6 protein-coding genes are annotated in these 14,853 nt (G+C 58.6%); 3 read left to right on the top strand and 3 right to left on the bottom strand.

Going from position 1 to position 14,853, the window contains the following annotated elements; translation table 11 throughout:
- Positions 1 to 52: 52 nt before the first annotated feature.
- Positions 53 to 424 (bottom strand): GtrA family protein, encoded by a 372-nt coding sequence (locus K5K95_RS02795; RefSeq protein WP_222588296.1) that lies wholly within the window; start codon positions 422 to 424, stop codon positions 53 to 55.
- Positions 425 to 550: 126 nt separating this feature from the next.
- Positions 551 to 2,056: a glucosyltransferase domain-containing protein gene (locus K5K95_RS02800; protein ID WP_222588297.1), complete on the bottom strand. Its 1,506-nt coding sequence runs from the start codon at positions 2,054 to 2,056 to the stop codon at positions 551 to 553.
- A gap of 249 nt (positions 2,057 to 2,305) precedes the next feature.
- Between K5K95_RS02800 and K5K95_RS02805 the strand changes: the two genes are divergently transcribed.
- A complete protein-coding gene (locus tag K5K95_RS02805; protein WP_222590277.1) occupies positions 2,306 to 3,442 on the top strand; it encodes an OpgC family protein in 1,137 nt (378 codons plus the stop codon).
- A gap of 1,033 nt (positions 3,443 to 4,475) precedes the next feature.
- On the opposite strand, the gene K5K95_RS02810 is transcribed toward K5K95_RS02805, so the two are convergent.
- On the bottom strand, positions 4,476 to 5,897 hold the full coding sequence (locus K5K95_RS02810) for an amino acid permease (protein WP_222588298.1): 1,422 nt from the start codon (positions 5,895 to 5,897) through the stop codon (positions 4,476 to 4,478).
- 619 nt (positions 5,898 to 6,516) lie between these two features.
- On the opposite strand from K5K95_RS02810, the gene K5K95_RS02815 reads away from it, so the two are divergent.
- Positions 6,517 to 9,633, top strand: a complete 3,117-nt coding sequence (locus tag K5K95_RS02815; protein WP_222588299.1) for a transglycosylase domain-containing protein — start codon at positions 6,517 to 6,519, stop codon at positions 9,631 to 9,633.
- A gap of 183 nt (positions 9,634 to 9,816) precedes the next feature.
- Positions 9,817 to 14,841, top strand: coding sequence for an NEL-type E3 ubiquitin ligase domain-containing protein (locus K5K95_RS02820; protein WP_315903123.1), 5,025 nt, complete (start codon positions 9,817 to 9,819; stop codon positions 14,839 to 14,841).
- The last annotated feature ends 12 nt before the right edge of the window (positions 14,842 to 14,853 follow it).

Below are 14,853 nucleotides of genomic sequence, written 5' to 3' on the forward strand. Positions count from 1 at the left end.
GTTTGTTCTGCATGCCAGCCTCAAGGGTGGGGCTGGCATCAGCGACACCCCTTCATTCTTGTTCCTTGAACAGGATCAACCTCGAAAAGAACATCCCGCAGATCAGGCTCAACAACGAGAACGATCCAACAGTTACCCACCCATGGAGTTTCCAGACATCGGCAAAATGTCCAACAACGAAACTCATGGCGCCCATAAAGCACACATACACCAGATAACAACGCACCGACGCCCCGTCTTCAAACGTGTACAGCGCATGCACGTAAAAAGAGAACAACGCCGCCACGCAAAACGCCGCCAGGTTACTGGCCGCCTGACTGAGTTGGGCCGCGGTGACGAGCACGTAAAATAGTTGCCAATGAATCAGCGTATTGGCGACGCCAACTACCGCAACAGTGGAAAACGCTTTCCATAACGCTTTCATTTCAACTCCTTGGCCTGTCTCTGTCTCAGGGGTGTTTCAACCTAAAGACAGGGCCGGTGCGCGTCTACTGTCAGAAATAACAGATAGCGCTCCCCTCCCGACCAACGGTCATGCCGAAGTTTTCATTCACCACACGAGCGCTTTGACCGGAACCGGTTCTTTCATGACGATGAAGCCGTAATCCCCCTGCAGATAAATGCGATAGAACAGAGTGTCCACCAGCGGTGGATAACCCAGGTAGCCAACCCGCGTGGCATTGCGTCGTTCGTTTTCCCGGACCACGTTTGTGATGCCGGTTTTCGGCAGGTTTTCGGCGAGCATGTAGAAGTCGTTGTTCAACAAATAGTGCAACACCGGCATCTGCTTGAACGCCCCGGCGGCTGACACCAGCCAGTGGTCGGAGTACGTCACCGACAGGTAGATACGCTTGGCTTGGCGCAATGCCGGGCGGGAGGCGATGTCGGCACTCAGGGCAAACAGCGCCTGAGTCGCGAAGGTTTTTTGCTGCGTCAGTACCCGTCCGTATGCGAAGGACAGCGACAGAATTGCCAGCAAGGGCACCAGCAACAACAGCGGCAGTTTTCCGTGTGCCGGCGCAAGCGCCAGATGACTGAGGTAAAACAGCAGCACCAGCACCACAGCAAAGCCCATCAACGTTCGGGCGCCTTCGTTGAAGTCGCGGAAGAACAAGGTTGCGCCCGGCACCAGCAACATCAGCATGGGCAGAAGCAAAAGACACAGCAGGCCGATCATGGTTTTCTTCAGGCCAGTCTCGGGGCGTTCCATCACGTGCTGCCCCACACGCACGGCACCCGCAAAGGCGCACAACAACAATCCAGCGAACACCCAGGCCAACCCGCCATGAAACAGCAGCACGATTTTTTCCAGCACCCGCCCCACATTCTCTTCAATTTGCAGCAGCGGTGCCGCCGCCCCGTTCAAAAAACCGGTTCGGTTCTGAGTCATGTAGGAATAGGCCGTGGCGTAGTAGATCAACCAGGCCAGCACCGTCTGCGCCACTTTCCAGCCGATCATTGCGCGCCACGCGGGCCAGGGTAATTTGTCGTTGGCACCGCGCAGCAACTCCAGGCAACAGAGCCCGAGAAACACATTGATACTGACCTGATACAAACCGGCGGCCAACGCAATCAGCACAGCCGGCACGACCCAACGCCGGACGGGGGAAGGGCTTCGATAGGTGATCGCGTAAATCACCGCGACAACGCTCAGCGCCATCGTCGGCCCGTCGTATTGATACGACAGGTTCTGCAGAAAAAACGGGTTGTACCAAAGAGGCAACACCACCAGGCAATGGGCAAACGTCGGTTCGGGGAAGTAGTGGAACGTGAGGCGGGTCAATGCCGCACTCATGGCCAGCGTGACGATCAACAGGGGCAGCGGGAAGATATTCGGCGCAGCACTGCTGAACGTCAGGAAGTTGTAGAACCATTGCGCGAACAGACGTCCCTCGCCCGCCCAGCCTGTGCCCGCCGCCAGGGCGCGCCAGTTGTCATCGATATAGGGAAAGTCCGCGAGGATCAACGGCAGGATGTAAATCAGCGTCGCAAAAAGAAACAACAGCCAGACCTGACGGCCGGTGAGCTCTTTGTCGAGCCATTCGCTGATCTTCATGCCGGCGCCTCTGGAGGAATTCCGCCTTCAATCGATAATGCTTTGAACCCCGACGTTAGTCAGAGATCGCAGGCTTGCACGTCTTTTAGACAAGCGGTTGTTGCCCGCCGATATTCAGAGACATCCCGTAATATCCACGCTTTGCAATTGCCGGCGAATCCCTGCACCCTGCGCGCCGCCAACGTGCGGCGCGCCACCTTTTTCAGCGCCGAGCGTTTCTACTTCAAACCCGTTCAAGAGCCCGCCGCCATGACGACTGAACGCGATCACCGAATCGACTTTTTCCGGGGCCTGGCGCTGATCTTCATTTTCTGGGATCACGTGCCCCACAACCCGCTGGGTCAAATCACCCTGCGCAATTTCGGCTTCAGCGATGCCGCGGAAATCTTCGTGTTTCTCGCCGGTTATGCGGCCGTCCTGGCTTACGGCAAGATCCTTGCGCGTGACGGTTTTCTGATTGCCTGCGTGAAAATCCTGCGCCGCGCCTGGGTGTTGTATGTGGTGCATATTTTCCTGCTGGCGATGCTGATGGGCATTGTGTTCTTCGCCAACAGCCATGTGGAAACCCGTGATCTGGTCGAGGAAATGGGGCTGCATCACTTCATCACCAACCCGCAGCAAGCGTTGACGGATGAGTTGCTGCTGCGCTTCAAACCCAACCTGATGGACCCGTTGCCGCTGTACATCGTGCTGCTGGCCGGGTTGCCGCTGGTGCTGCCGATGCTGGTGCGCAAGGCTTGGGCGGTAGTCGCGGTGTCATTGACGGTGTACCTGCTGGCGCCGTCGTTTGGCTGGAACCTGGCGGCGATCAAGGATGGTGTGTGGTATTTCAATCCGGTCACGTGGCAGTTGCTGTTTGTGCTCGGCGGTGCCGCGGCGATTCACGGGCAGCGGCAACGGCAACGGCAACGGCAGGTCGAGACTCGTCCGTTGCTGCGCCGGCCGTTGTTTGTCAGCGCGGCGGTGTATGTGGTGGTGACGGGGGTGATTACTGTCTTGTGGCGTTGGCCGCACATTCACGATGCGCTGATGCCGGCCAGTCTGAGTAATCTGTTGTACCCGATCAGCAAGACGGATCTGTCGCCTGTGCGGCTTTTGCACTTTCTGGCGTTGGCGTATGTGGCGGCGAAGCTGTTGCCGGACAGGGGCTGGACGCGAAACTGGCTGGCGCAGCAATGTTGTCGGATGGGGCGTTATTCGCTGGAGGTGTTTTGCCTTGGTGTGTTGCTGGCGCCATTGGCGGATATGGTCAATGCCATGGCTGATGATGCCTTTGCCATACAGGTTTTCACTGCGTTGGTGGGGGCGGGGTTGATGGGGTTGTTGGGGGTTTGGCTGGAGTTCAATAAGCGGTTGAATCGGGTGCCGTATGTTGTTGCGGTTTGAAGCTGAAAGGCTTTGGGGATTGGGATTGGGATTGGGGGCATATCCGTTTTTGCGGTAACGGCGGCTATTGGTTCCGCCCTGACGGCGGGTCACTTTGGAAAAGCCCCAAAGTAACCAAAGGGCTCTTGCCCCTGACGTTCGGTGCCTCGCTAAGGCTCGGCATGCCCTCGCTCCGGTCCTGCTCCGTGGGCCCGCCGCCATCGGCCATCCATGGCCGGGGGCGGCTAACCCGGCATCCATGCCGGGTTGCCCACTGCGCAGAACCTGCGCTCGGCCTCACGAGGGGGCGTGCAGTGCCAAAGCAAAGCGAGGCGGCCTACGGGCCGACCTGATTCTTCAACGCTTGCGCGTGCTGATCGTGATCCTGATCGTTCCCACGCTCCGCGTGGGAATGCATCCCGTGACGCTCCGCGTCACCCTTGCGCAAGACTCAAGCTTGGTGTCGACAGCGGAACGCAGAGCGTCCCCGGCGGCATTCCCACGCGGAGCGTGGGAACGATCAGCATCAAACCGCGAGGTGACCTTCCGGCCAGCCTGGCTTTGGCAGATGTACTCAATACCTGTGGGAGCGAGCTTGCTCGCGATGGCGGCATTACAGGCAACATCACCGCCGACTGACAGGGCCTCATCGCGAGCAAGCTCGCTCCCACATTTGACGGCGTACACCCGTGGCTCCTCACCACTCTTCAGGCCGAGCGTTAGCTCGCCTTGCGCCTTTGATCTTGATCTTGATCTGCCCCGTCGGGAGGCCGAACGCAGGTTCTGCGTAGTGGGCAACCCGGCATGGATGCCGGGTTAGCCGCCCCCGGCCATGGATGGCCGATGGCGGCGGGCCCACGGAGCAGGACCGGAGTGAGGGAATGCCGAGCCACAGCGAGGCACCGTACGTCAGGGGCGCTAGCGCTTGGTTACTTGGCGCTTTTCCAAGTAACCCGCCGTAAAGGCGGAACCAATAGAAGCCGTTACCGAAGAAACGGATATGCCCCCCCGCCCAACCAGCAAGCAAGCAAGCAAGCAAACCAAACACCACAAATTAAGAAGCCGACCCCACCACCTCTTGAGAAACACCCGTAGGCTGCAACTTGAACACATAGAACAACACCGTCAGCAGCACCAAAAACGCCGGCCCGACATACAACGCCACACGGGTATCCGGAAAGTACGCCATCAACCCCACCACCAACACCAAAAATGCCAGCGCCAGATACGAACTGACCGGGTACAACCACATACGGTATTTCAAACCGGCACGCTCACTGGCACTCAGCCCTTTGCGGAACTTCAGTTGGGCCAGCAAAATCATCACCCAGGTCCAGATCGCACCGAAAGTGGCAATCGCGGTCACCCAGACAAACACCTTCTCAGGCACCAGATAGTTGAGCAGCACACCCAGCAACAACGCCCCCATCGACAGCAGCAATGCACGACGCGGCACGCCGTTGCTCGAGGTCTTGGCGAAACCGGCCGGGGCCTGGCCGTTCTGCGCCAGGCTGTAGAGCATGCGCCCGGTACTGAAGATGCCACCGTTGCAAGACGACAGCGCCGCAGTGATCACCACGAAGTTGATGATACCGGCGGCCGTCTTGATGCCCAGACGTTCGAAAGTCATCACGAACGGACTGCCCTGAGTGCCGATCTCGTTCCACGGATAGATCGACAGAATCACGAACAACGCGCCGACGTAGAACAACAGAATCCGCCAGAACACTGAGCCGATCGCATTGGGAATGGTCTTCTGCGGGTTCTTCGCTTCACCGGCGGTCAGGCCGATCATCTCGACGCCGAGGTAGGCGAACATCACCATTTGCAAGGACATCAACACGCCTTGCACGCCGTTGGGCATGAAGCCGCCATGGGCCCAGAGATTGGAAATCCCCAAGGCCACGCCATCGTTACCGAAGCCGAAAGCAATCACGCCGATGCCGCCGATCACCATCGCAATGATGGTGACGATCTTGATCAAGGCGAACCAGAACTCGAACTCACCGAAGGCCTTGACCGCGATCAGGTTGATGGTGCCCATGCTGACCAACGCCGACAGTGCCCAGATCCAGCGCGGCACATCGGGGAACCAGACGCCCATGTACACCGCCACCGCGGTGATTTCCGCGACGCAGGTCACCAGCCACAGGAACCAGTAATTCCAGCCCGTCAGAAAGCCGGCCAACGGCCCGAGGTAGTCTTGAGCGTAACGGCTGAAGGAGCCCGCCACCGGATTGTGCACAGCCATTTCGCCGAGGGCGCGCATGATCACCAGGATCGCCAGACCGCCAATGATGTAGGACAACATGATGGCCGGACCGGCCATTTCGATGGCCTTGGCCGAACCGAGGAACAGGCCGACGCCGATACAGGCGCCCAGCGCCATCAAGCGAATATGCCGTTCACCGAGTTCGCGTTTAAGCGGGCCGCCCTGAGCGGTCTCGCCGTGGGGCAGATGATTGCCAACTGGCATAGGGGAACAACCTCGTCTTGTTATTGGATATGACCACCGAGTGTCGAAGCGCTGACCGGTAAGCCAGTGCTTGTGAAAAACCGGGCCTGCTTCGTGGGCAGAACCGTCCTGTAGGACAAAACCTCCAGGATCAGCGGGGCGTGCAGTATAAAAAGCTTAAGGCAGGAGTTTTCACTCTATAAACCACAACATTCAGCCAGAACTCTCGGCAAAAGCGTGGTTTGCGGAGGGGCATTACCTGGATTTTCCGCGTTTGCTCGCGACTGAAACGGCGTCGAGTATTGCACAACAATGGTGCATCGTCATGCCAACGCCCAAGCAATGTTTGCTACCGGATGGCTCTATCTCAAGCCTTTCGAGCAAGAACACTCCTCCCGCCTTACCTGCAGGAGCCATGTAGGAGCTGTCGAGTGAAACGAGGCTGCGATCTTTTGATCTTGTTTTGTAAAATTCAAAGTCAAAAGATCGCAGCCCTCGTTTCACTCGACAGCACCTACCGGGATGCATGCTGGATCCAGAAAAAATCACGCCATCGCGGCCCACAATTTTTTCACCATCGCCAACCACCGTCTAAGCTTCAGACAAGTCCGATCAATCTGCGTGAATGGATCAATCGACTATGGGCGCTTTGTGGCAAACCGATACGAGTGAAACTGTGGTCCCGACTGAGCGTGTGGATGAAGCGCCTATACCTGAAAAACCGCCTCGCAGTCGCATCAAACACGGCTGGGGTGCGTTCTGGTTGCTGCTGTTGATTATCCTGTTGGTGCTGGGCCTCGCCGCCGCCAAGGAAATGCGCACGTCCAGTTTTCAATCCCGGGAGGTCAGCAAATTTGCCGCGTCCCTGAGCTACGACTTGCAACCCGGTCCGAGCAATGCCATTCACTATCCCGGCGCGGGTCCTTTCGACCTGCGTCTGGGCTACAGCTCTCTGGGTGAATTCCTGCCACGCTTGATCAAACGCAACTACGTCGTGGCGTCACAAACCCGCTTCTCGCAAAAACTGATGGACTACACCGACAGGGGTTTTTTCGTCCCCTACGCGGAGAAAATACAGGCAGGTCTGTCGATTACCGATTGCCGTGCGGAACCGCTCTACCAGTACAAATACCCACAACAGCTGTATTCGAGCTTTGAGGCCATCCCGCCCGTGGTGGTCAGCAGCCTGTTGTTTATTGAAAACCGCTTTTTGCTCGACCCTCGTCAGCCATTGGCCAACCCGGCGGTGGACTGGCCGCGATTCGGCATGGCGATCTGGTCGCAGATCGCCAAGCTGATCCACCTGCCCGGGCAATCGGCGGGCGGCAGTACGCTGGCGACGCAACTTGAGAAATACCGGCACTCGCCCGATGGCCTGACGGTATCGGGCGCGGAAAAGATCCGGCAGATGATTTCCGCCACCGTGCGGGCTTATCAGGCTGGCCCGGAAACCCTGCAAGCCCGGCAAAATGTGGTTCGCGACTACCTCAACAGCGTGCCGCTGTCGGCGGTACCGGGCCACGGTGAAGTGCACGGCATGGCCGAAGGCTTGCGCGTCTGGTACGGCGCCGATTTCAACGCGGCCAACGAACGACTGAACAGCACCGCCACCGATCCCAAGAGCATGGCCGAAAAAGGCCTGGCACTGCGCGAGATGCTGTCGTTGATGATCGCTCAGCGTCGCCCTTCCCATTACCTGACCAAGGGTCGTGATGAACTGGCTGACCTCACTGACAGCCACATTCGTCTGCTGGCACAGAACGGCGTGATCGATGCGCAGTTCGCCGCCGCCGCGCTGGCCAGTAAAGTGACGTATCGGGACTGGCAAACCCAGCCCACCATCCAGCCCATCGAAACCAACAAAGGCATCAGCGTGGCACGCAGCCGCCTGGGCGGGTTGCTCAACCGTCCGCTGTACGACCTCGACCGCCTCGACTTGTCCGCCACCAGCACCCTGCAAGGTGACCTGCAATCGAAGGCCACCGAATACCTCAAGCACCTGGCGGACCCGGCGTTTGCAACGCAGATCGGCTTGATGGGTGAACGCTTGCTCACCCCCACCAGCACCACCCAGGTGCGCTACAGCTTCACGCTGTTCGAATTGACACCGGACGGCGCCCGGGTGCGGGTGCAAACCGACAGTACCGATCAGCCGTTCGATATCAACGAAGGCAGCAAGCTGGAGCTGGGGTCCACCGCGAAAATGCGCGTGCTCACCACCTACCTGCAAATCATGGCCGAGCTGCACGACAAATACGCCGGCATGACGGTTCCGGAATTGAAGAAAGTCAACGTCCCGGAACAGGACCGCCTGAGCCGCTGGGCCGTCGATTACCTGATCCAGAACAAGGATCGCAACCTGCCGGCCATGCTCGGCGCCGCACTGGATCGAAAATATTCGGCCAGCCCCGGCGAAGCGTTTTTCACCGGTGGCGGGCTGCACGTGTTCCATAACTTCCGCAAGGAAGACAACGGCCGCATGCCGACCCTGCGCGATGCCCTGCGCGAATCGATCAACCTGCCGTTCATTCGGTTGATGCGTGACCTGGTGCGCTACGCCACCTACTCGGGGCCCAACAACAGCGCCGAATTGCTCGGGGACGACCGCGACCCTCGGCGTCAGGAATACCTGGCCGATTTCGCCGACCGCGAAGGCACATCGTTCCTGCTGAAGTTCTGGAAGAAGTACAAAAACAAGGACACCCAGGCACGACTCGACACCTTCCTCGACAGCATGCGCCCGACCCCGATTCGGATGGCGGCGGTGCACCGTTATCTGCTGCCGCAGGCCAGTCAGGAAAGCTTCAACACCTTCGTGCGCTCGCACCTCAAAGGCGCCAAGCTCACTGAAAAACTCACCGACGAGCGCCTGCAACGCCTCTACGAAAATTACAGCCCCGGCGCCTATGACCTGCCGGATCAGGGCTTTATCGCCAAGGTCCACCCGCTGGACCTGTGGCTGATGGGCTATCTGTTGAACAACCCGGATGCCAAGTGGAGCCAGATCGTCAAAGCCAGCCAGTTCGAACGCCAGGAAGTGTATAGCTGGCTGTTCAAGAGCCGTCACAAAGGCGCTCGCGACAGCCGCATCCGCACCATGCTGGAGATCGAGGCGTTTCTCGATATTCATCAACGCTGGCAGAAAGTCGGTTATCCGTTCGATCACCTGGTGCCATCGCTGGCCACCGCAATCGGCAGCTCCGGCGACCGTCCCGCAGCCCTGGGCGAGTTGATCGGCACCATCCTCAACGACGGCGTGCGCATGCCGACGCTGCGTATCGACACCCTGCACTTCGCCGCCAACACACCGTATGAAACCAAGCTGATCAATGACCCGGATGTCGGCAAACGGGTGATGCCTTCCGAAGTGGCGACTGCGATGCGCGAAGCCTTGTCGCAAGTGGTGGACGCTGGTACCGCCAAGCGTGTTTCCGGCAGTTTCGTGACCCCCGATGGCAAACCACTGGCCATGGGCGGCAAGACCGGGACCGGCGACAACCGCATTGAGGCCATTGGTTCGGGCGGACGAATTCTCAGTTCGAAGTCGATCAACCGCACGGCGACCTTCGTGTTCTACATCGGCGACAACCATTTCGGCACCCTGACAGCCTTTGTTCCCGGGCGTACCGCCGAAGCCTTTAAATTCACCTCGGCATTGCCGGTGCAAGTGCTCAAGGGCATGGCGCCGATCCTGACGCCGTATCTGCAGCCAGGGAGTCACACAGGATGCCTGCCGGTTGAAGTTGCCCGGCGGTAATACGGGCGGTAATTAAATATTTTCGGCATTGATAATCTCAATGCGTCGACACGTATCCAGCTTTATTCAACAGCAGGAATTCAGACTTTTACTTTGAGCCTCGGACGTTAGGCTGATGCCTCTCTTCAATGCTCAAGGTTTAAAAAGATGCCTGAAATACAAGGAAGTATATTCAACGGCCCCATGCAGGGGGCCGACGATACCAAAGGCCGCCATTACCCCTTCATAAAAAACCTGATCCACCCCACTTTCACCAGCGCTTCATTGCAAAGGGCCCGAGAGCTGAGCCTCACTCAGAAGGCGAACGGGCAATGGATAAAGAGCGCCAGCGACTTTGATCATGACCGGTTACAAGAAGCCAATCTCAAACTCTGGTCCACTCAAAACAGGGTGGATCGTTTTATCGATAAGTTACAAAACATCTATAAGTTCGCCGAGCCGTTACTCTCCGACGCATTAAGTAAACAGTACGGCGTCGAGGTGGACGTCAAGACCACATATCTACACCTTTACTTGCCCAAGGAGCGCCCTTGGTATGTGGTTGACCTTTCTGGCGGTGCGGTAACCCGCACGGTTTCACTGCTGGACGCGGCGCTGCACAACTTCGCGCTGAACGAAACCTGCGAAGCCGATTCGGACTTCATCAGCCAGCCCGATGCACGCGGGCACTTCGACATTCAGCCCATCAAACAGAAAATGTCCATCGCACAGTTCCAGGCGTTATGCCGCGAACTGGACATCGGCGCGCGCTACTCCCGATACCTCAATGAACAGCTGCTGCCCAGTGACGGGCTGGCGCGGATTTTTTTAAAACGTAACGTCGTCGAGCACGAGAAAGCCGCGTTCAAGGCGGCAGCGCAACAGGCCGTGATGACCCATGACATCGACGCCGACGCTTGCGACCTGATCCTGAAAATGCTCGAGGGTCAGCGCAACCTCACCCGCAAGGGCCGGGTGATGCAATTCACTCAACTGTTCATGCAGGACAGCCTGCTGACCGGGATCGTGTTGATCACCCCGGACCTGGAACGAACCCGCGACGCCGTGCCGATTTTTGCCTACGTCCCGCAAGACCCCGAACACCCCCTCAAAGAATATCCGTCAACCGTCGCGTTCATGAATGAGCTGACGCGCCAGCTGCGTGACAACAAGGTCATCTCGTCGACCGCCATGACTTATCGACAGTACTTCAGCCGGTTCGTCGACCAATCCGCGCGCGGGCATTTTTTCGGCGGGTTGCAGCAACGTCTGTTCGAGGTCAAATGGCATCCCAAAGAACCGCTGGACCCACGTCCAAGCTGGCGTGAAGAGCCGGTCAGCAGCCCCAATCTGCAGTTCAGCGCCGAACCGATCAGCGGTGACGTCTGGGAGCACCTCTATCAGCAGAAGCTGAACAAGGTCCTCAATGATGCGCGGAATATTGCCGTGTCCACCGCCGATACCGATCGCAATGCCCGATGGGCCTGGTGGGAAAACTTCAAGAAAGTCGTTTCGGACATTTTCAACGTCGCGCTGCTGGTCCTCACGCCATTCGTTCCGGGGCTGGGTGAATTGATGATGGCGTACACCGCCTACCAGATCACCACCGACGTGATCGAAGCCGTCGTGGACCTGACGCTCGGCCTGTGGATCGAAGCCACCGAACATATCGTCGGGGTTGTGACGGATGTCATTCAGTTGGCCGCCTTCGCCGCTGGAGCGCAGATCGGTCAGATTGCCCGCCTCAAACTCTCGCCGCTGATCGAAGGCATGAAACCGGTGGAACTGCCCAGTGGCCAGCAACGTCTGTGGCATCCAGACCTCAAGCCCTACGAGCAGCCGAACGTCGAGTTGCCAGCCGACTCCGTGCCTGACGCATTGGGTTTGCATACCCATGGAAGTCAGAAAATTCTGCCGCTGGACAACAAACATTACGCCGTGCAAAAAGACCCGAAAACGGGCACCTACCGTGTCCGACATCCCCATCGCGGCGAGGCCTATTTACCCGAGCTGAAACACAACGGTCTGGGTGCCTGGACACATGAAGCGGAAAACCCGCGAGACTGGGACCACCCGACACTGATGCGGCGTCTCGGTAATCGAGTCGACGCTTTCAACGATGCGCAACTGGAGCAGATTCGCATTGCCAGCGGCACCGAGGCGGCGGCATTGCGCCAAATGTACGTCGACAACAGCGCACCGCCGCCGTTGCTCACCGACGGTCTTGATCGCGCAGACATCCAGCAGCAAACCGTGCAGGCAATTGATGACATTCGCTACGGAAGGCCAATCGATCCCGCTTCTTACTGGTTCGAACCGCTGGCGACTTACCTCGATGGCTGGCCCTCGGACAAGGCCCTGAGGGTCTACGAAAACGCTGAACTGAGGGGCCGCTTTCGCACCTATGGTAATGACTCGGCAAGCGACGAACAGACGCTCGCCATCAGTCTGTCGCGTCTCATGCAGGGTGACCTGCCACAGCAGCTCGTCGAGTTCCTGAGCGAAGAAGATCTTCAAGCGGTGCTCGGCCCGGGTGTCGCCAGGGAAGAACAACTCCAGGCACTGCGCAATCAACTGGCTGACGAGGCAGACCGCCTGCAAACCGACATCTTCAATCAGCGCTATCAAGCCGCACAAGCGAGCGCCAATGCACAGGTCCAACGGCTGCGCGAGGTGGCTCCAGAGCTGCCGACCCGAGCGGCAACGGTACTGCTCAACAATGCCAGCGGCACCGAGCTCAAACGCATGACACAGGACAAACGCCTGCCACTGGACCTGAAAAACCAGGCGCGTGAAGCGGCCTTCGAAACCCGGGCCAACCACGCCTATGAAGGTTTCACCGATGAGGCGCGCTGGGTGCCGGATACCGAGCGACTGGTGCTCAACGCACTCAGGATTCACACCGATGCATTCGGCGATTTGCGTATCGACGTTCGCCAGGGCACCGACATCGGGCCGCTGCGATGCAGCGTCGGAGCAGAAGACGCGTCGGTCATCCGGGTATTGATCAAGGACGCCGGGGCACGCTACGAAGTCTGGGACGCCGACGACCACAAATTGCATGACGCCGACGACTTTTACGAATCGGTACTCAACGCCCTGCCGGATGGCAAACGCCGGCAACTGGGGTATCGACCCGGCCAGGGCGCCTTGTTCAGACAATGGGTGCTGGTCAAAACCGAAGCCCCCGCCGAGCGCCGGATCGCGCTGGCTGAGCCGCCGATTCGCCCGGTCGGAGACCCGGACACCTTGCTGCTGTTGCGTGGCCCGGGCTTTTCCATACAAAGGGCCACCCTGACGGAACGGGCGCAAGGCATTTATCCGCACTTGAACGAGCGCGAGCTCAGCACCTTTATCCGCTCACTGGGTGAAGAGCCTCAGGCGCGCCAGACCCTCGATCGACTTGACCGCGAACTGTACGATCTTCAAGTCACACTCAACAAATGGCGGTATCGCCAACCAGAAGCCTGGGGCCCGAATCATAGCGGGTTCATGAACGGTGGCGGGTTGCACATTTGCGAGCGGCTCATCGCCTGTTTCCAAAGAAAATCGACGGCTTTCGGCGAGCGCAGCGCCACACTCGAAGGCGGCTATGTGCTGGACCTTTCAACGGAGTTCAACACCCTTGATCTTGAACTGTGGTGGCGCGAACTGCCTGATCTCAAGTATTACCTCGACCAGGTCAGTACGCTGAATCTGGACCGCACCGACTTTTCCACCAGCGCCACGGGGCTGTTGAAGGATTTTCCTAATCTTCGGCAACTGAGTGCCCGAGGCTCTGGATTGGAAAAGCTCCCGGTAACGATTGGCAAAATGCATTTCCTTCGCACGCTGCGCTTGATGAACAACCGGATCCGGCTAACCCGCTCGGCCGTCGAGCAACTGCGCCATTTGACGCACATGGAAACGCTCAGGCTCGATGACAACCCACAGTTGGGTCTGTTGCCGAACGTCGAGCGCATGCCGAAACTGAGGATTCTGAGTTTGAGCAACACCGGCGCAACTGCCTGGCCTGACGGCCTGTTCGCAAGGCATCGCCCGCGAGGGTTTTATCTGGACCTGATGCAAAACCCGTTGCGCGACATCCCCTCGGTCGTTCCCGGCTCGGACGCCGCGCGCCTCGTGGCACGCACGCGACTGTTTCCGACCGATCTTTCGGACACCAACCAGATTGTCTATATGGACTACCGGAAGTCAGTCGGCATCAGCTCGGATCATCTGTACTCGGCAGTCGCCGATCGTGCGATCGATCAGTGGCCTATGTCCGACGATTCCCAATGGTGGAGCTACAAGTCTGCGGGCCTGGGAGTCTTCAGGGTGGAAGCCTGGCACGACCTGATGACCGAGCCAGACTCCCAGGGGTTCTTCAACTTGATCCAGAAGCAGACCGAGTCGGCGGACTACCGCGCCGGTGGCGAGCGGCGCAAACAATTGAGTGATCGCGTATGGCGAATGATCGAGGCCATCGACCTCGACACGACCTTGCGCAAAGAGTTGTTCGAGATGGCGACCGCACCGACCACCTGCGCTGACGCGGGTGCCCAGGTATTCAACAACATGGGCATCAAAGTCCTGGTCAGCGAGGCCTATGCCCAGTCGACATCGGCCGCGATCCTGGAAGGCAAGCTGGTAGCCCTGGCCAAAGGCGCTGCGCGTCTCGAACGGGTGGATGACATCGCCCGGGCGGATTTCGCCAGCCGAAAAGGCAATCCCGATGAAGTCGAAGTGTTCCTCGCTTACGAGACCGGCCTTGCCCAGCGTCTCGGTTTACCCTGGCAATCGCAGAGCATGCTCTATCGACCCGTAGCCGGCGTGAGTGCCAAAACGCTCGATACGGCCTTCGATACCGTGATGTCGATGGAGGACGGTGACGGTTTGATCAATCACATGATCGAGCAGTCGTTCTGGGAAAAATACCTGCATGACACGTATCCCGCGGAGTTCAGGCGCAATGCCCGGACGTATGAAATCAGAACCGATCAATTGGATGAATTGCGTGAGGCCCAGCGTTCCTGGGCGAATTCCAAAGGACGGGTGATCGCGCAAAGACAGGCACTCAAGAAGCGATTGCTGGAGCTTGCCCATCAACTGAACGTTCAGGAAAACCGTGTGCTCACCGATGAAGAAATGACCGACGAGGTCTACGGCGCATTGCTGAATGACATCGGCTACGAGGAAAAACAGCTGAGCAGACGGTTGACCCGACAGGCGCTGCTCAACGCCGGGTAACCGCCAGTGCCC

Origin of the sequence: Pseudomonas sp. DR48, assembly GCF_019823085.1 — a bacterium.
In the GTDB taxonomy this organism is placed as follows: Bacteria; Pseudomonadota; Gammaproteobacteria; order Pseudomonadales; family Pseudomonadaceae; genus Aquipseudomonas.